This is a genomic window from Pseudomonas xionganensis, from assembly GCF_009763245.1.
GTDB lineage: Bacteria > Pseudomonadota > Gammaproteobacteria > Pseudomonadales > Pseudomonadaceae > Aquipseudomonas > Aquipseudomonas xionganensis.
Window position 1 is genome coordinate 846057 of record NZ_WKJZ01000001.1, and the last position, 17093, is coordinate 863149.

A 17093-nucleotide genomic window follows, 5' to 3' on the forward strand; every position below is an offset into this window, starting at 1 on the left:
CAGCCCCGTAGGAGATTCAGTAATGCCCAGCCGTCGTGAGCGAGCCAATGCCATTCGTGCCCTGAGCATGGATGCCGTGCAGAAAGCCAACAGCGGCCACCCCGGTGCGCCGATGGGTATGGCGGATATCGCCGAGGTGCTGTGGCGCGACTACCTCAAGCACAACCCGAGCAACCCCAGCTTCGCCGATCGTGACCGCTTTGTGCTGTCCAACGGCCACGGCTCGATGCTGATCTACTCGCTGCTGCACCTGACCGGCTACGACCTCGGCATCGAAGACCTGAAAAACTTCCGCCAGCTGCACAGCCGCACCCCGGGCCACCCGGAATACGGCTACACCCCGGGCGTTGAGACCACCACCGGCCCGCTCGGTCAGGGCATTGCCAATGCCGTGGGTTTTGCCATCGCCGAGAAGGTGCTGGGCGCCCAGTTCAACCGCGACGGCCACCAGATCGTCGACCACTTCACTTACGCCTTCCTCGGCGACGGCTGCATGATGGAAGGCATCAGCCATGAAGTCTGCTCCCTGGCCGGCACCCTGGGCCTGGGCAAGTTGATCGCCTTCTACGATGACAACGGCATTTCCATCGACGGTGAAGTCGAGGGCTGGTTTACCGACGACACCCCCAAGCGCTTCGAGGCCTACGGCTGGCAGGTGATCCGCAATGTCGACGGCCACGATGCTGAAGAGATCAAGATCGCCATCGACACCGCGCGCAAGACCAGCGACCAGCCCACCCTGATCTGCTGCAAGACCACCATCGGTTTCGGCTCGCCGAACAAGCAGGGCAAGGAAGAGTGCCATGGCGCCCCGCTGGGTAACGATGAAATCTCCCTGACCCGCGCCACCCTGGGCTGGAACCATGGCCCGTTCGAAATCCCGGCGGAGATCTACGCCGAGTGGGACGCCAAGGAAGCCGGCGCGGCTGCCGAGGCCGAGTGGAACCAGCGTTTTGCCGCCTACGCCGCTGCCTACCCGGAGCTGGCCAGCGAATTCAAGCGCCGTATGGCCGGTGAACTGCCCGCAGATTTTGCCGAGAAGGCCAGTGCCTATATCCAGGAAGTCGCCGCCAAGGGCGAGACCATCGCCAGTCGTAAGGCCAGCCAGAACGTCCTGAACGCCTTCGGCCCGCTGCTGCCGGAGTTCCTCGGTGGCTCGGCGGATCTGGCCGGCTCCAACCTGACCCTGTGGAAGGGCTGCAAGGGCGTCTCCGAGGCCGATGCCAGCGGCAACTACATGTTCTACGGCGTGCGCGAATTCGGCATGAGCGCGATCATGAACGGTATCGCCCTGCACGGCGGTTTCGTGCCCTACGGCGCCACCTTCCTGATCTTCATGGAATACGCCCGCAACGCCGTGCGCATGTCCGCATTGATGAAGCAGCGCGTGCTCTATGTCTTTACCCACGACTCCATTGGTCTGGGCGAAGACGGCCCGACCCACCAGCCGATCGAGCAGCTGGCCAGCCTGCGTGGCACGCCGAACCTGGACACCTGGCGCCCCTGTGACGCGGTGGAATCGGCGGTGGCCTGGAAGTACGCCATCGAGCGCAATGACGGCCCGAGCGCGCTGATCTTCAGCCGGCAGAACCTGCCGCACCAGAACCGTGATGCCCAGCAGCTGGGCGATATCGCCCGTGGCGCCTATGTGCTCAAGGACTGCAATGGCGAGCCGGAACTGATCCTGATCGCCACCGGCTCGGAAGTCGGCCTGGCCATGCAGGCCGCCGCCAAGCTGGAAGAGCAGGGCCGCCAGGTGCGCGTGGTGTCGATGCCGTCCACCAGCGTGTTTGATCAGCAGGACGCCAGTTACAAGCAGGCCGTGCTGCCGGTGCAGGTCGGTGCGCGTATCGCCATCGAGGCCTCCCATGCCGACTACTGGTACAAGTACGTGGGCCTGGAAGGTCGCATCATCGGCATGACCACCTTCGGTGAGTCGGCCCCGGCCCCGGCGTTGTTCGAGGAGTTCGGCTTTACCGTCGAGAATATCCTGGAAACTGCCGCCGAGCTTCTGGACGCCTGAGTGAGAACGACGTCGTAGGGTGGATGACGCTCTTTTCATCCACCGTTACACCGCAGGTGGATCGATAAAGCGCGGTCCACCCTAGGCCCATCCGAGATATCCGATGCCCAAGCGCCCCTACAGAATCGCCCTCAACGGCTATGGCCGTATCGGCCGCTGCGTGCTGCGTGCGCTGCATGAGCGTGGCACGGGTGCGAGCCTGGAAATCGTGGCGCTCAATGATCTGGCCGATCAGGCCAGCATCGAATACCTGACGCGCTTCGACTCTACCCACGGCCGTTTTCCCGGTGAGGTGCAGGTCGATGGCGACTGCCTGCATATCAATGGCGACTGCGTAAAGGTACTGCGTGAGCAAGAGCCTGAGGCGATCGATTGGGCCGCTCTGGATATCGATCTGCTGCTGGAATGCTCTGGCCAGTACACCAGCCGCGCTGCTGCCCAGCGCTTTATCGATGCCGGCGCACCACGGGTGTTGCTGTCCCAGCCCATGGCCAGCGAGGCGGATATCGACGCCACCGTGGTGTTCGGCGTCAATCAGGACTGCCTGAACGGTGCGGAGAAGCTGGTATCCAACGCCTCCTGCACCACCAACTGCGGCGTACCGCTGCTCAAGTTGCTGAATGAGACGGTGGGCATCGACTATGTGTCGATCACCACCATCCACTCGGCGATGAACGACCAACCGGTGATCGATGCCTACCACCATGAGGACCTGCGCCGTACGCGCTCGGCCTTTCAGTCGGTGATTCCGGTGTCCACCGGCCTGGCCCGGGGTATCGAGCGTCTGCTGCCGGAGCTGGCCGGGCGTATCCAGGCCAAGGCCATTCGTGTGCCCACGGTGAATGTCTCCTGCCTCGACATCACCCTGCAGACCGCTCGCGACACCTCGGCAGAAGAAATCAACCGGGTGCTGCGCCAGGCCGCCGAAAGCGGCCCGCTCAAGGGCCTGCTGGCCTACACCGAGCTGCCCCACGCCAGCTGCGATTTCAACCACGACCCGCACTCGGCCATCGTCGACGGCAGCCAGACCCGCGTGTCCGGCCCGCGCCTGGTCAACCTGCTGGCCTGGTTCGACAACGAGTGGGGTTTTGCCAACCGCATGCTCGATGTCGCCGAACATTTTCTTTCCCTGACTACACCTGCTGCCGTGAAGGACTGAACCATGACCGTTCTGAAGATGACCGACCTCGACCTCGCCGGTAAGCGCGTGCTGATCCGCGAAGACCTCAACGTTCCGGTGAAGGACGGCGTGGTCAAGAGCGATGCGCGCATCCTCGCCTCCCTGCCGACCATCAAGCTGGCCCTGGAAAAGGGCGCGGCGGTGCTGGTCTGCTCGCACCTGGGCCGCCCGGAAGAGGGTGTGTTCAGCGAGGAAGACAGCCTGGCGCCGGTGGCTGCCTACCTGAGCCAGGCCCTGGGCCGCGAGGTGCCGCTGGTCAAGGACTACCTGAACGGCGTCGACGTCGCCCCGGGCCAGCTGGTGCTGCTGGAGAACGTACGCTTCAACAAGGGCGAGAAGAAGAATACCGACGAGCTGGCCCAGCAATATGCGCAGCTGTGCGATGTATTCGTGATGGACGCCTTCGGCACCGCCCACCGCGCCCAGGGTTCGACCCATGGCGTGGCCAAGTTCGCCAAGGTGGCTTGCGCTGGCCCGCTGCTGGCCGCCGAGCTGGACGCCCTGGGCAAGGCCCTGGACAAGCCGACCCGGCCGATGCTGGCCATCGTCGCCGGCTCCAAGGTGTCGACCAAGCTGGACGTGCTCAACTCCCTGGCCGATATCTGCGACTCGCTGATCGTCGGCGGCGGCATCGCCAATACCTTCCTCGCCGCTGCCGGCCTGCCGGTGGGCAAGTCGCTGTACGAGGCCGATCTGGTCGACACCGCCAAGGCCATCGCCGCCAAGGTCAGCGTGCCGCTGCCGGTGGACGTGGTGGTGGCCAAGGCCTTTGCCGAAGATGCCGAAGCCACCGTCAAGGCGGTCAAGGACGTGGCCGAGGACGACATGATCCTGGATATCGGCCCGCAGACTGCGGCCATGTTCGCCGAGATGCTCAAGGCCTCGCAGACCATCCTGTGGAACGGCCCGGTCGGCGTGTTCGAGTTCGACCAGTTCGGCAACGGCACCAAGGCCCTGGCCCTGGCTATCGCCGAGAGCCCGGCGTTTTCCATCGCCGGTGGCGGCGACACCCTGGCGGCCATCGACAAATATGGCGTGGCGGCGAATATCTCCTACATTTCCACCGGTGGTGGTGCCTTCCTCGAATTCGTCGAGGGCAAGGTACTGCCGGCCGTGGCTGTACTCGAAGAGCGCGCTGGCTAAACCGGTAGGGTGGATAACGGCGCAGCCTTGTCCACCGTCACTCAAAGGAACTCGCTCATGCTGAAACACGGATGCATCACCCTGGCCCAGGCCGCCCTGCTCGGCGGTTGCGCCAGCAGCCAGGCGCCCACGGATGAATGGACCCGCTGGGTCTGTGACAGCCAGGTCGAGGTGCTCTGGCGCCTGGCCGATGGTAAGGGTGAGCAGGTGGATGTGCGCCTGGGCGGCGGCGATATCGTCTATCGCCTGAGTCAGGAGCCGGCCGGCTCCGGCGCGCTGTACAGCGACGGCATGCTGTCCTTTCACACCAAGGGCGAGCAGGGGCTGGTCTACTGGACCGCCAGCGATGATCTGATCGGGCGCGGCTGCAAGGCGCCCTGATACCTGATGGATAACGGTGGCCTGGCCACCATGACTTGAATAGCGCCTGCCGCTGCGGCAGGCTTGCACGATTAACGAGCCCCACCGGGAGAAAGAACACCATGGCACTTATCAGCATGCGCCAGATGCTCGACCACGCCGCCGAATTCGGCTACGGCGTGCCGGCTTTCAACGTCAACAACCTTGAGCAGATGCGCGCCATCATGGAAGCGGCCGACAAGACCGATTCCCCGGTGATCGTCCAGGCTTCCGCCGGCGCCCGCAAATACGCCGGCGCGCCCTTCCTGCGTCACTTGATCCTGGCGGCCATCGAAGAGTTCCCGCATATCCCGGTGTGCATGCACCAGGACCATGGCACCAGCCCCGATGTGTGTCAGCGCTCGATCCAGCTGGGCTTCAGCTCGGTGATGATGGACGGCTCCCTGCGTGAAGACGGCAAGACCCCGGCCGACTATGACTACAACGTGCGCGTGACCCAACAGACCGTGGCCATGGCCCATGCCTGCGGTGTGTCGGTGGAAGGTGAGCTGGGTTGCCTGGGCAGCCTGGAAACCGGCCAGGCCGGCGAAGAAGATGGCGTCGGCGCCGAGGGCATCCTCGACCACAGCCAGATGCTGACCGACCCGGAAGAGGCCGCCGACTTCGTCAAGCGCACCCAGGTCGATGCCCTGGCGATTGCCATCGGCACCAGCCACGGCGCCTACAAGTTCACCAAGCCGCCTACCGGTGACATCCTCGCCATCGACCGCATCAAGGAAATCCACAAGCGCATCCCCAACACCCACCTGGTGATGCACGGCTCCAGCTCGGTGCCCCAGGAGTGGCTGGCGATCATCAACCAGTACGGTGGCGACATCAAGGAAACCTACGGCGTACCGGTCGAGGAAATCGTCGAAGGCATCAAGCACGGCGTGCGCAAGGTGAATATCGACACCGACCTGCGCCTGGCCTCCACCGGCGCCATGCGTCGCATGATGGCCGAGCACCCGAGCGAGTTCGACCCGCGCAAGTTCTTCGCCAAGACAGTCGAAGCCATGCGCGATATCTGCATCGCCCGCTACGAAGCCTTCGGCACCGCCGGCAATGCCTCCAAGATCAAGCCGATCTCCCTGGAAGGCATGTATCTGCGTTATGCCAAGGGTGAGCTGGCCGCCAAGGTCAATTAACAGGCTGTTGCTGTAGTAAGAGCCCCGCCTATGCGGGGCTTTTTCTTGTCTGGGAGCTAGACGATGAGGCGATTGAGCGGATTGTTAGTAGCGCTGGTCTTGCTGGCCGGCTGTGTGAGTCGTGCGCCGGTGAGCGAGCCAGTTGCCACGGTGCCGCCGGTCGCCGACCCGCAGCACTGTGGCGAGCGTGCTGAGTGCACCACCAAGGTCTCGCGCACCCTGCTGTTTGTCTTCGACTATGCCGCTCAGGGCGCGCCTCTGGTGCAGCGCGACGGCCGGCTGCTGTTTACCCCGGCTGATGCCCCTGCCTCGGACTGGCCGGCCGTATATATCCGCCTGGCTGAGGCCGAACAGAGCCGCTTCGCTTTCAATGGCCAATGCCGCGCCAGCGCCTGCCGCCTGAGTGTCGAGCAGCTGCTGGCGATCTATCGCAGTTACCTGGTCGATCAGCCCTGCGCCTTTAGCGCGGCGCCCTGTCGCTTGGCTCTGAGACCGGCAGCGTCGCAATAAAGTCGAAGATGGCGGCCTGTACCCGCGGCGTGTCGCGCGGCGAGAGGATATCCCCGGCCAGCACATGGTGGGAGGGATCCTGGGTGTCGGTCAGGGCCAGCAGCTTTTTCTGCGGCGAGCCAAAGCGGGCAAAGGCGGCCTCGATGGCGGGCGCGCTGACCACCTGATCCTCGCGCGAGTAGACCACCAGCAGCGGCGCCTGCACCTGCTCCAGGGGCTGTGCACGCACATATTTGACCAGGGCCATCATCGGCAGCAACGCCTGCACCGGATAGCGGTGGCTCCAGTAGCGCGCCTGGGCCTCGTTGTGCGGTTGCCACTGGTGTTCGCGGCCGAGCAGCAAGGGTGTCCAGTAGCTGGCCCAGGGCCAGGTCAGCACCGTGGCGGCGGGATCTTTGGGGGCGAAATTGGGCGAGATCAGCACATAGGCCAGTACCGGCGCATCGGCATGCTGCACGGCCAGCCAGCTGGCCAGGGTGGCGCCGGTGGAGGTGCCGATCACCAGTACCCGGCGTCCCAGGCGCTGGCCAATGGCCAGTGCCTCGCGAGCATCCGCCAGCCAGTCGCCGGCACTGGCCTCGGCCATGGCAGCGCCGCTACGCCCGTGGCCACGCAGGCGGGTGTGAAACACATTGGCCTGCAGGTGCGCGCCGAGCAGATCGCTCAGCGGCGCGGTTTCCTGGCGGGTGGCGGAAAAGCCGTGCAGGTAGATGATCGCCAGGTCGGTCTGACGCCGGTCGGCATGGGCCCAGCGGATCTGCTTTTCGGCGCCGGGGGTGATATCGCTGAAGCGGGCTTCGCGGCTGCGCAGGTGGCTGTCCAGGTCGGTGGGCAGTTCGGTGGAGGCGGAGGGGGCTTCGACCAGGGGGCGTGGGCCGATGGCGAGCAGCATGGCCAGTAGCGCCGGCACGGCGAGAAAGAGGATTTTATTCATGGTTGTTCTTGTTGTTATGGGCGGGGCAGATGGCATTTTGCAATAGCGGGAAGCCGCACACCATCGGCACGCCGTAAAACCCTGCAAAACACCCGAACCAGCATGAAGGCATGGGTGGGTCATACTTTGGCCACTTTTCCGCTTCCGGTCAGTATCCATGCCCAGCAAAGCCCAGCCTGTTCTCGCCTTTGTGTTTGCCGTGCTGCTGGCGGCGGCCCTGGGCAGCATTGTCCAGACCCAATACAACCTGGCCATGCTGCAGGCCCTGGGGGCGCCCCTGTCGGCTGAGGTACGGCTGCGCGCCACGGGTCTGGATCTGCTGGGTTTTGCCCCGCTGTTCGCGGTACTGGTGGCGGCCGGCTTTCTCTGCGCCCTGCCCAGCGCAGCCTGGCTCAGCCGCCGCCTGCTGCCGCTGCGCTGGCCGCTGTTTGCCCTGGCGGGTGCCCTGGCCATCTGGCTGGCCATGAGCCTGGCCAACGCTCTGCTGCCCATGCCCACCCTGATCGGCGCCAACCGCAGCCTGATCGGCACCCTCGGATTGATGGCCTGTGGCAGCCTCGGCGCCTTGCTGTTCGCCCGACTGAGTCGTCCCCTTTGCCGGCCCTGAATGGGCGGCTTTCTTTTTCCTGCCCAAGGCCCGCGCCATGTCCAAGCCGTTCCTTATCCCCTTGTTGCTGAGCCTGCTTGGCAGCCCTGTGGCCCAGGCCATGGATTACCGTATCGAAACCCTGAGCGAGGGGCTGGAATTTCCCTGGTCCCTGGCCTTTCTGCCCGATGGGCGCATGCTGGTGACCGAGCGGGTTGGCCGTCTGCGCCTGATCGAGGCCGATGGCCGCCTCGATCCAGAGCCTGTCAGCGGCGTGCCCGAAGCCTTTGTCGCGGCCCAGGCCGGGCTGATGGAGGTGGCCCTGGATCCCGAGTTCGCCCGTAACCAGTGGGTCTACCTGAGTTATGCCCATGGCAGCGAGCAGGCCAACAATACCCGTCTGGCCCGGGGCCGCCTGGTCGAGGGCGAGTTGCAGGATGTCAAGGTGCTGTTTACCGCCCAGCCCCTGAAAACCGGGGCCGCCCACTATGGTGGTCGTATCGCCTTTCTGCCGGACCAGACCCTGGTGCTGACCCTGGGCGACGGTTTCGACTGGCGCGAGGATGCACAAAACCCGGGCAATCATCTGGGCAAGATCGTGCGCCTGAACCGCGATGGCAGCGTGCCGGCGGACAACCCCCTGCGTGATCAGGCCGGCGCTGCGCCGGAGATCTACAGCCTGGGCCATCGTAATGTGCAGGGGATTTTCTATGACGCCGAAGCCGGACGCCTGTACAGCCACGAGCATGGCCCCCGCGGCGGTGACGAGCTCAACCTGATCGAGGCCGGGCGCAATTATGGCTGGCCCCTGGTGACCCAGGGCGTGGATTACACCGGCGCGCTGATCAGCCCCTACACCACGCTGCCTGGCTTGCAGCCGCCGTTGCTGCACTGGACGCCCTCGGTGGCGCCGTCGAGCCTGACCCAGTACCGCGGTGCGCTGTTCCCGCAGTGGCAGGGCGACCTGTTCGCCGCCACCCTGGCCGAACGCAGCGTGCGCCGTATCCGCCTGCTGGACGGCAAGCTGGCCGGCGAGGACGTGTTGTTCGAGGAACTGGGCGAGCGTATCCGTGATGTACGCAGTGGCCCGGATGGCGCCCTGTATCTGCTGACCGACAACGCCAAGGGGCGGGTGCTCAAGGTCGTGCCGGCCGATTAAGGCATACTGTCGGCCTCTATCCGCCCAACTACCCAGCATGACAACGCTTAAATACCTGCAAGCCTACCCTGCGTCCCTGCAGGACAAGATCCGCCAGCTGATCGCCCAGGGCCGTCTGGGCGACTACCTGGCGCAGTCCTACAGTGGGCGCCATGAAATCCAGAGCGACAAGGCGCTGTATGCCTATGTGCTGGAGCTCAAACAGACCTACCTGCGCAATGCCCCGGCCATCGACAAGGTGCTCTACGACAATCGCCTGGACCTGACCCATCGCGCCCTCGGTCTGCACACGGCGGTGTCGCGGGTGCAGGGCGGCAAGCTCAAGGCCAAGAAGGAGATCCGCGTGGCCGCGCTGTTCAAGGAGGCGGCGCCGCAGTTTCTGCAGATGATCGTGGTGCACGAGCTGGCCCACCTGAAGGAGGCCGAGCACAACAAGGCCTTCTACAAGCTTTGCGAGCATATGCTGCCCGGCTATCACCAGCTGGAGTTCGATCTGCGCGTCTATCTCACCTGGCGCGAGTTGCCTGTCACCTGAGGCCGAATCGCCGGCGCTGCATACTTAACCGCGCAGCTGCAGATTGAGCTGATCGACGATCTCCGCCCAGTCGGCGTCTTCGAGGATCTCCTCGCGCAGAAAGGCGGCCTGGGCCGGGCTCCAGAACGGCGCGTCGGCCAGTTCAAAACGCTCCGGCAGCGGCGAGTGGCGGCGGATAAAGGCCTCGATGGCGGCGGGTTCATGATCCAGGCCGAGCTGTTTGAACAGGTTGGCCAGGCTGTGGATGGGGGCTTCCATGACGGGGGCTCCAGTTGCGGGCGGTACAGACAAACTAGTCGGCTTTTGCCCACAGTGCCCGATTAGTCGACCCGCAGCACTTGGTAATACTGCCGCGCCTGGCCCACCTGTACCTCCACTTCATCGCCACAGCCCTTGCCCTGCAGCGCCCGGCCCAGGGGCGACTGGGGGCCGATTACCTGCACGCTGTGGCCCTCGTGGTGCAGCTTCATCGCCGCCCCTTCCGGGCCGAGAAACAGCCATTGCTGTCGATCCTGGCTGTCGGCCAGACAGATCAGGGCGCCGAGTTGTATGCCGACGTCCGGGTCGAAGGGGCGCAGTACCAGCTGCTTCCAGATACCCAGGGTGTGGCGCAGTTCCTCGGCCCGGCGTGCCTGGCCAGTGGCGAGGTAAGAGGCTTCCAGGCCCAGGGTGTCGTACTTGTTCTCGGCGATATTGGCTTCGTCGGTGGCCGCTTCGTAGGCCGTCTGGGCGGCGCCACGGGCGGTGGCCTGCAGGGTTTCCAGCTGGCTGATGACCTGCTGGTGCAGGCTGGCTTTATTCATGGGGCTTATCTCTTAGCAGGTGGCCGGCCAGGGTGCGCAGCGGCCCCAGCTGGCGGCAGATCAGGGCCAGCTGGGTCTGCACCAGGCGCTGGGTATCGTCATGGCTTTCATGGGGCTGCTCCAGCTGCGCGGCCAGCTGTTCCTCGGCGTCGCTGTGCACGGCCAGTGGCTGGTTGTCGCGCAGGCAGCGGGCGATCTCTTCCAGGCTGTCCGCCAGCTGCCCGGCGGCCAGCAGCAGGGCATGCTGCTCACCCTCCAGGCGGGTTTCGCCGCGGTGCGCGCCAAGGCCCGAGAGGTAGCTGAGCAGGGTGTGCGAGAGCAGCAGAAAGCGAAAACCCAGATCGGCGTCCTTTCGGAAGTGACCCGGCTCCATCAGCATATTGGCCAGGGTGCTGGACAGGCTGGCATCGGCGTTATGGGCATCGCGTCGGGCCAGGCGATAGGCCAGATCGTCATGCTTGCCGCTGGCGTACTGGCGGATGATCTGCTGCAGGTAGCGGCTGTTGCAGCTCAGGGTACCCGCCAGCAGCCGGTGCAGGCGCCGCCCCTGCCAGTCCGGCAGGATCAACAGCACCGCAAGGCCGGCGATCAGACCGCCGAGCAGGGTATCCACCAGGCGCGGCAGGAACAGGCCGGAACCATCGCCCACCTGGTTGAAGCAGAACAGCACCAGCAGGGTGATGGCCGCGGTGGCCAGGGTGTAGCGGGTGCTGCGCCAGGCGAAGAAGGCCACCCCGGCGACCACGGCGAACAGCGCCTGGATCCGTGGGTCGGGGAACAGGTCGAACAGCGCCCAGCCCAGAGCCAGGCCGAGCAGGGTGCCGGCGATGCGCTGCACCAGCTTGAGGCGGGTGGCGCCGTAGTTGGGTTGGCAGACGAACAGGGTGGTCAGCAGGATCCAGTAGCCCTGCTCGGGATGAATCCAGTGCAGCAGGCCGTAGCCGGCGGCCAGGGCGATGGCCAGGCGCAGGGCGTGGCGAAACAGCAGGGAGGTGGGCGTTAGCTGCTGGCCGATGCGTTCGGCCACCTCGCGCAGGGAATGCGGTTCGCGGTCCAGCAGGCTGCTGTCCTGCTGTTCGGCCAGGGCATCGGGGTTGCTCGCCTGGCTGAGCGCCTCGTCCAGGCTGCGCAGGTTGCCGGCCAGGGCGCCGAGGGAGCGCAGCAGCTGGCGCCAGGCCGGGTTGCTTTGCAGGTGCAGGTGGTCGAGGGCGGCGTGCAGGTCTTCCAGGGCCTGGCTGCACAGCTCGCGGTATACGAAGGGCTGGCGCAGCTCGATGGCGCCGGCCAGGCGCTGACAGGCTTCGCCGTGCAGACGCAGCAGGCGCTGGCAGCGAAACAGCACATCGCTGTGGAAAAAGGCCTCGGTCAGCTCGGGGTACGGGTGATGGGAGCTGCTGGCGCGTTCGTGAATATCCTGGGCGAGAAAGTACAGTTTCAGGTAGCGGCTCAGTTGAGCGCCCGAGCGTCCGTGGCCGACCCGGTGCAGGAGGATCTCCTTGGCGGCGTTGAGTGCCGCCACCACCCGGCTGTTCTGCTGGGCCAGGGCCAGCCGCCGCGCCTCCACATCGAGCTGGCGCACGGGCTCGAACAGCGCCGCCTTGAGCTTGAGGTACAGGCCTAGCTCACGGAACAGGCGGGCCAGGCTGTGCTGCACCGCCTGGTTGGCGAAGGCAGCCTGCCAGAGCACCGAGAGCAGCCCATACCAGGCTGCGCCGGCCACCAGCAGCAGCGGTTCGCGCCACAGCCCGGCGGCGCCACCGCGCTGTTCCACGCCGATCATGCTGTACACCGCGAGGATCAGGGTCGCCGCGCCCAGGGTGGCGTAGCGCTCGCCGAGGGCGCCGAGCAGGGTCAGGCAGAAGGCCGCCAGGGCCAGGGCGATGACAAACAACCAGGGCTGGGGGAACAGCCATTCCACCGCATAGGCCGCGGCCGTGAAGCAGCCCAGGGTCACCAGCAAGGCGCCCAGACGGCCCTGCCAGCTGTCGTCGGTTTCCGCCAGGGCGCTGGCGATGATGCCGAGAAACAGCGGCGTCAGCGCATGCATCCAGCCCTGGCTCCAGCACAGCGCCAGGGCACCGCCGAGGGCAACAAACACCCGCAGGCTGTAGCTGAATTTCTCCAGTGCCCAGAGGCGACGCAGGGATTGACTGAGGCGGTGGTTGGACATGCAGGGACTCTCGACGTGCAGGTGAGCAGCCTAACGGAGTCGACGCCCGCCGGGCAGCCCCCCAGTCGGTTTGCCGGCGCCCTGTGGTTGGGGCTATTTGTCGTGATGAGATGATTTTCAGGTAATTGCCCTGAAAGGCCATGACAAATCAGCGTGGCCCTAGCCAGGGTTTTTCTAGACTTTCAGGTAAGCATCCAGTCTGGAGAGAACCATGCGTATCGGTGTGCCCAAGGAAATCAAGAACCATGAATACCGCGTCGGCCTGACCCCGCAGTCGGTGGCCGAACTCTGCGCGCTTGGCCATCAGCTCTGGGTCGAAACCCAGGCCGGCGCGGCCATCGGCTTTAGCGACCAGGACTACCTGAGTGCCGGCGCACAGATCGCCAAGGATGCGCCCGAGGTGTTCGAGCGTGCCGAGCTGATCGTCAAGGTCAAGGAACCCCTGGCGGTGGAGCGCGCGCGTCTACGTGCGGATCACACTCTGTTTACCTACCTGCACCTGGCTCCGGACCGGCCGCAGACCGACGAGCTGCTGGCCAGCGGCGCCACCTGCATCGCCTATGAAACCGTCACCGACAGCCATGGCCGCCTGCCGCTGCTGGCGCCGATGTCCGAGGTGGCCGGGCGCATGTCGATCCAGGCCGGTGCCAGCTGCCTGGAAAAGGCCCGTGGTGGACGTGGGGTGCTGCTCGGCGGGGTGCCCGGGGTGGCACCGGGCAAGGTGGTGATCCTTGGCGGCGGGGTGGTCGGCAGTCAGGCCCTGGCCATGGCGGTGGGCCTGGGTGCCAGCGTCACGGTGCTGGACAAGAGCGTGGATGCCCTGCGCCGCCTGGATGCCCAGTACGGCAACCGCATCACCACCCTCTACTCGACCCGCGCCGCGGTGCGCGAGCAGGTACTGGGCGCCGATCTGGTGATCGGTGGGGTGCTGATTCCCGGGGCCGCCGCGCCCAAGCTGATCAGCGCCGAGATGGTGCGGCAGATGCAGCCCGGCGCGGTGCTGGTGGACGTGGCCATCGACCAGGGCGGTTGCGCCGAGACGTCCCGCGCCACCACCCATGCCGACCCTATCTATGTGGTGGACGAGGTGGTGCACTACTGCGTGGCCAATATGCCCGGAGCCGTGGCCCGTACCTCGACCCTGGCGCTGAACAACGCCACCCTGCCGTTCGTTATCGCCCTGGCCGAGAAGGGCACCCGCCGCGCACTGCAGGACGACCCGCATCTGCTGGCCGGGCTCAATGTGGCCTGTGGGCAGGTCACCTGTGCCAGTGTGGCCGAGGCCCATGGCCTGGCCTACCAGCCGGCGCAGGAGGTGCTGGGGCAGTTATAGGGCCGTGCATGCGCCGCGTACCCGGCGGCGCACGGTGCCCTGGGCTGTTTCTGTCTGTGACAATCGTCATGCAGTTGGCCTGGCTCAGGCTAAGCTCATCACTGAGTGGTGTGAATGAGGCCGGTGCCGTGCTCGCAGTCAGAGTTCTTCTAGGAATAGCCGCGCTGCTGGTTGCCAGCCTGGGTCTGGCGCAGACCCAGGCCTTGCGCCTGTACACCGAGGAATACCCGCCGATCAACTTCAGCCAGAATGGCGAACCCACCGGGCTCTCCACCGAGGTGGTGCGCGAGATCATGCGTCGCACCGGGCAGAACGTGATGATTCGCGTGGTGCCCTGGGCCCGGGGCTATCAGCAGGCCCTGCAGCGGCCCAATACCGGGCTGTTCGTGACCATGCGCACCGAACCGCGGGAAGCACTGTTCAAGTGGGTGGGCCCGTTGACCCGCAATATCACCGGCTTCTATGCCCTGCGCAGCTCCTTTATCGGTATCGACAGCCTGGAGCAGGCCCGTGCCTTCGAGGAAATTGCCGTGCCGCGGGACTGGTACAGTCATCAGCGTCTGCGGGATGAAGGCTTCGACAACCTCTACCCGGTGACCAGCCCGACCCAGATGATCAGCATGCTCAAGCGCGGCCGGGTGAAACTGATGGTGCTGGATAATCTGAGCCTCAATGCCATGCTGGCCCAGGGTGATATTCAGCCCGACGAGGTGCAGCTGCTGTTCAGCTTTATGCATAGCGACAGCTATATCGCCTTTTCCCTGGGCACCGACGACGCGCTGATCGCCCGCTGGCAGCGCGAGCTGGACGATATGAAGGCCGATGGCAGTTTTGCCGCCATCTACCACAAGTGGCTGCCCGGCGAGCCGCTGCCGCCGACCGATTAGGGAAGCACCGCGATCAGCGCATTGCCCATCCGCAACCTGCCTGGCCGCGCACAACGCTGGCTCCGGCGCGAGCGCGAATGCAATGGCGACAGCCCCTAGACGTATTGCGCCGCCGCATAGCCCGAGGCCCAGGCCCACTGGAAGTTGAAGCCGCCCAGGTGGCCGGTGACATCCAGCACTTCGCCGACAAAATACAGCCCCGGCGATTTCAGCGACTCCAGGGTCTTGGACGACACCTCGCGGGTATCCACCCCGCCCAGGGTTACTTCGGCGGTGCGGTAGCCCTCGGTGCCGGCCGGTACCAGTTGCCAGTCGGCCAGGCGCTGGGCAATGGCCTTGAGCTCGGCCGGCGTATGCTGCTTCAGCGGTTTGTTGACGAACCAGTTGTCGACCAGCAGGGCGGCCATCTTCTTGGTGAACAGCTCGCCCAGCAGGGTTTTCAGCTCGCTGTTGGGGCGCTCACGCTGCTGTTCGGTCAGCCACTCGGGCAGGTCGATATGCGGCAGCAGGTCGATATGCAGGGTATCGCCGGGCTGCCAGAACGAGGAGATCTGCAGGATCGCAGGACCGGACAGACCGCGGTGGGTGAACAGGATGTTTTCCTTGAAGCTCTGGCCGTTGCAGCTGACCACACAATCCTCCACCGAGGTGCCGGACAGCTCGGTGCACAGCGCCTTGAGCTGCGGGTCGGTGAGGGTAAAGGGCACTAGGCCGGCGCGGGTCGGCAATAGCTGGTGACCGAACTGCTGCGCCACCTGGTAGCCAAAGCCCGTGGCGCCCAGGGTCGGGATCGACAGGCCTCCGGTGGCGATCACCAGCGACTGGCAGTGCAGCCCGCCCATGCTGGTCTGCAGGCGGTAGCCAGTCTCCATCTTGTCGATCTGGCTGACCGAGGTGTTCAGGTGCAGTTGCACGCCAGCCTGGTCGCACTCGGCCAGGAGCATGTCGAGGATATCGCTGGCCTTGTGGTCGCAGAACAGCTGGCCCAGTTTCTTCTCGTGGTAGGGCACGCCATGCTTGCCCACCAGAGCGAGAAAATCCCACTGGGTATAGCGGGCCAGGGCGGATTTGCAGAAGTGCGGATTTTCCGAGAGAAAGTTGCTCGGCTCGCAGTACAGGTTGGTGAAGTTGCAGCGCCCGCCGCCGGACATCAGGATCTTCTTGCCGGCCTTGTTGGCGTGATCCAGCAGCAGCACCCGGCGGCCGCGCGCCGCCGCCGTTGCCGCGCACATCAGCCCGGCGGCGCCGGCGCCGATAATCACCACATCTGTTTCGACCACGCTGTTGTCCTCGATCCGCTGGCCCTGCCGCGGCGCGGCAAGGGAGGCGAATCTTACCCCAGCCCCCACGCGCTTTCATGGGGGACAGGCCCGGCGCTGGTCGGGCGGCAATACCTGTTGCCTCTGCCGGCTGGCGCTTGTCTTCACTCCGTGCGGAAGCGCACCACCAACTGCTTCAGTTCACCGCTCAGGTTGCTCTGCTCCTGGGCGTAGCCTTCCACTTCGGCGGCCTGGGTGGAAATCTGGGTGACCCCATCATTGATGGCCACGATGTTCTGATTGATCTCCTCGGTGACCAGATGCTGCTCTTCCGTGGCGGTGGCAATCTGCGTGGTCATGTCACGGATCATCTGCACATTGCTTTCGATGCTTTCGAAGGCGGCCAGGACTTCGTCGGACAGGCTGCTGGCCCTGTCCGACTCGCTGAGGCTCTGATCCATGCTGACGGTCACTTCCTTGATCCGGCTGACCAGCAGGTTGAGGATATTGTTGATCTCCCCAGTCGAGTCCTGGGTGCGTTTGGCCAGGTTGCGCACCTCGTCGGCCACCACGGCAAAACCGCGGCCCTGCTCGCCCGCCCGGGCCGCTTCGATGGCGGCATTGAGGGCCAGCAGGTTGGTCTGCTCGGCAATTTGCTGAATGGTCGAGAGAATGTTGTTGATGTTGACCGTTTCCTTTTCCAGCTCCTGGATCACCTGGCTGGAGCGCTTGATGCTGCTACCCAGGTTGTTGACGCCGGTGATGCTGCGGCCGATGACCTCCTTGCCATCGCAGGTGGCCCGGAGTCCCTGCTCGGCCACATCAGCCGTACGCACGCAGGTCTTGGCCACTTCATTGGCCGCCGAGGACATTTGCGTCACGGCCGTGACGATCTGCTCCACCGCACTCAGCTGACCCTGCAGGGTGGCCGTCATGGCGGTGGTGCGGGCGTTGGTATTGGCGGACACCTCATGCATGCTGATGGCGTTGTCCTTGATCACCCGGATCATGCCCTGGGTGGATT

Annotated in this window: 17 protein-coding genes; 11 read left to right on the plus strand and 6 right to left on the minus strand. The window is 65.2% G+C overall.

Annotated elements, in window-relative coordinates; all coding sequences use genetic code 11:
• Window positions 1-22 precede the first annotated feature (22 nt).
• From tkt to GJV18_RS03890, 6 genes are all read left to right on the plus strand, one after another.
• A complete protein-coding gene (tkt, locus tag GJV18_RS03865; protein ID WP_160343397.1) occupies window positions 23-2023 on the plus strand; it encodes a transketolase in 2001 nt (666 codons plus the stop codon).
• A gap of 103 nt (window positions 2024-2126) precedes the next feature.
• A complete protein-coding gene (gene epd, locus GJV18_RS03870; protein ID WP_160343398.1) occupies window positions 2127-3182 on the plus strand; it encodes an erythrose-4-phosphate dehydrogenase in 1056 nt (351 codons plus the stop codon).
• Window positions 3183-3185: 3 nt separating this feature from the next.
• Window positions 3186-4346, plus strand: coding sequence for a phosphoglycerate kinase (locus GJV18_RS03875; protein WP_160343399.1), 1161 nt, complete (start codon window positions 3186-3188; stop codon window positions 4344-4346).
• A 57-nt stretch (window positions 4347-4403) separates the two neighbouring features.
• Window positions 4404-4727, plus strand: a complete 324-nt coding sequence (locus GJV18_RS03880; protein WP_160343400.1) for an MliC family protein — start codon at window positions 4404-4406, stop codon at window positions 4725-4727.
• 101 nt (window positions 4728-4828) lie between these two features.
• A complete protein-coding gene (gene fba, locus GJV18_RS03885; RefSeq protein ID WP_160343401.1) occupies window positions 4829-5893 on the plus strand; it encodes a class II fructose-bisphosphate aldolase in 1065 nt (354 codons plus the stop codon).
• 63 nt (window positions 5894-5956) lie between these two features.
• Complete coding sequence (locus GJV18_RS03890) at window positions 5957-6403, plus strand: hypothetical protein (RefSeq protein ID WP_178113411.1); 447 nt, start codon at window positions 5957-5959, stop codon at window positions 6401-6403.
• On the opposite strand, the gene GJV18_RS03895 is transcribed toward GJV18_RS03890, so the two are convergent.
• Window positions 6354-7337 (minus strand): alpha/beta hydrolase, encoded by a 984-nt coding sequence (locus tag GJV18_RS03895; RefSeq protein ID WP_160343402.1) that lies wholly within the window; start codon window positions 7335-7337, stop codon window positions 6354-6356. The two genes, GJV18_RS03890 and GJV18_RS03895, sit on opposite strands and share 50 nt — an antisense overlap.
• Window positions 7338-7494: 157 nt before the next feature.
• Here GJV18_RS03895 and GJV18_RS03900 point away from each other — a divergent pair, with 157 nt between their 5' ends.
• The 3 genes from GJV18_RS03900 to GJV18_RS03910 are packed head-to-tail and all read left to right on the plus strand — an operon-like array spanning window position 7495 to window position 9617.
• On the plus strand, window positions 7495-7944 hold the full coding sequence (locus tag GJV18_RS03900; RefSeq protein WP_160343403.1) for a hypothetical protein: 450 nt from the start codon (window positions 7495-7497) through the stop codon (window positions 7942-7944).
• A 37-nt stretch (window positions 7945-7981) separates the two neighbouring features.
• Window positions 7982-9082 (plus strand): PQQ-dependent sugar dehydrogenase, encoded by a 1101-nt coding sequence (locus tag GJV18_RS03905; RefSeq protein ID WP_160343404.1) that lies wholly within the window; start codon window positions 7982-7984, stop codon window positions 9080-9082.
• Window positions 9083-9119: 37 nt separating this feature from the next.
• The gene (locus tag GJV18_RS03910) at window positions 9120-9617 is read left to right on the plus strand and encodes a YgjP-like metallopeptidase domain-containing protein (RefSeq protein ID WP_160343405.1); all 498 of its coding nucleotides are present in this window, start codon (window positions 9120-9122) and stop codon (window positions 9615-9617) included.
• Window positions 9618-9641: 24 nt separating this feature from the next.
• Here the strand turns inward: GJV18_RS03910 and GJV18_RS03915 are convergent, their stop codons facing one another.
• The 3 genes from GJV18_RS03915 to yccS form a co-directional block, all read right to left on the minus strand.
• A complete protein-coding gene (locus tag GJV18_RS03915; protein WP_160343406.1) occupies window positions 9642-9875 on the minus strand; it encodes a DUF2789 domain-containing protein in 234 nt (77 codons plus the stop codon).
• A gap of 62 nt (window positions 9876-9937) precedes the next feature.
• Entirely contained in the window at window positions 9938-10420 is a 483-nt protein-coding gene (locus GJV18_RS03920) for a GreA/GreB family elongation factor (RefSeq protein ID WP_160343407.1), read from the minus strand.
• Window positions 10413-12590 carry a YccS family putative transporter gene (gene yccS, locus GJV18_RS03925; protein ID WP_160343408.1) on the minus strand — a complete coding sequence of 726 codons (2178 nt, stop codon included), beginning with the start codon at window positions 12588-12590 and terminating at the stop codon, window positions 10413-10415. Before yccS ends, GJV18_RS03920 begins: the two co-directional genes overlap by 8 nt.
• 211 nt (window positions 12591-12801) lie before the next feature.
• On the opposite strand from yccS, the gene ald reads away from it, so the two are divergent.
• Window positions 12802-13923: an alanine dehydrogenase gene (ald, locus tag GJV18_RS03930; RefSeq protein WP_160343409.1), complete on the plus strand. Its 1122-nt coding sequence runs from the start codon at window positions 12802-12804 to the stop codon at window positions 13921-13923.
• A 128-nt stretch (window positions 13924-14051) separates the two neighbouring features.
• Window positions 14052-14810, plus strand: coding sequence for a substrate-binding periplasmic protein (locus tag GJV18_RS03935; protein WP_325065238.1), 759 nt, complete (start codon window positions 14052-14054; stop codon window positions 14808-14810).
• Window positions 14811-14905: 95 nt separating this feature from the next.
• Here the strand turns inward: GJV18_RS03935 and GJV18_RS03940 are convergent, their stop codons facing one another.
• Entirely contained in the window at window positions 14906-16090 is a 1185-nt protein-coding gene (locus GJV18_RS03940) for a BaiN/RdsA family NAD(P)/FAD-dependent oxidoreductase (protein ID WP_160343410.1), read from the minus strand.
• A 143-nt stretch (window positions 16091-16233) separates the two neighbouring features.
• A complete protein-coding gene (locus tag GJV18_RS18795; protein ID WP_407692345.1) occupies window positions 16234-17079 on the minus strand; it encodes a methyl-accepting chemotaxis protein in 846 nt (281 codons plus the stop codon).
• Window positions 17080-17093 lie beyond the last annotated feature (14 nt).

What these genes read in the sequence shown, in the direction of transcription:
- GJV18_RS03900 (WP_160343403.1), top strand. Translation starts at nt 7,495, where the DNA reads ATGCCCAGCAAAGCCCAGCCTGTTCTCGCCTTTGTGTTTGCCGTGCTG.
- GJV18_RS03915 (WP_160343406.1), bottom strand. Translation starts at nt 9,875, where the DNA reads ATGGAAGCCCCCATCCACAGCCTGGCCAACCTGTTCAAACAGCTCGGC.
- ald (WP_160343409.1), top strand. Translation starts at nt 12,802, where the DNA reads ATGCGTATCGGTGTGCCCAAGGAAATCAAGAACCATGAATACCGCGTC.
- GJV18_RS03890 (WP_178113411.1), top strand. Translation starts at nt 5,957, where the DNA reads ATGAGGCGATTGAGCGGATTGTTAGTAGCGCTGGTCTTGCTGGCCGGC.
- epd (WP_160343398.1), top strand. Translation starts at nt 2,127, where the DNA reads ATGCCCAAGCGCCCCTACAGAATCGCCCTCAACGGCTATGGCCGTATC.
- GJV18_RS03920 (WP_160343407.1), bottom strand. Translation starts at nt 10,420, where the DNA reads ATGAATAAAGCCAGCCTGCACCAGCAGGTCATCAGCCAGCTGGAAACC.
- GJV18_RS03905 (WP_160343404.1), top strand. Translation starts at nt 7,982, where the DNA reads ATGTCCAAGCCGTTCCTTATCCCCTTGTTGCTGAGCCTGCTTGGCAGC.
- tkt (WP_160343397.1), top strand. Translation starts at nt 23, where the DNA reads ATGCCCAGCCGTCGTGAGCGAGCCAATGCCATTCGTGCCCTGAGCATG.
- GJV18_RS03895 (WP_160343402.1), bottom strand. Translation starts at nt 7,337, where the DNA reads ATGAATAAAATCCTCTTTCTCGCCGTGCCGGCGCTACTGGCCATGCTG.
- GJV18_RS03910 (WP_160343405.1), top strand. Translation starts at nt 9,120, where the DNA reads ATGACAACGCTTAAATACCTGCAAGCCTACCCTGCGTCCCTGCAGGAC.
- GJV18_RS03875 (WP_160343399.1), top strand. Translation starts at nt 3,186, where the DNA reads ATGACCGTTCTGAAGATGACCGACCTCGACCTCGCCGGTAAGCGCGTG.
- yccS (WP_160343408.1), bottom strand. Translation starts at nt 12,590, where the DNA reads ATGTCCAACCACCGCCTCAGTCAATCCCTGCGTCGCCTCTGGGCACTG.
- fba (WP_160343401.1), top strand. Translation starts at nt 4,829, where the DNA reads ATGGCACTTATCAGCATGCGCCAGATGCTCGACCACGCCGCCGAATTC.
- GJV18_RS18795 (WP_407692345.1), bottom strand. Translation starts at nt 17,079, where the DNA reads ATGATCCGGGTGATCAAGGACAACGCCATCAGCATGCATGAGGTGTCC.
- GJV18_RS03880 (WP_160343400.1), top strand. Translation starts at nt 4,404, where the DNA reads ATGCTGAAACACGGATGCATCACCCTGGCCCAGGCCGCCCTGCTCGGC.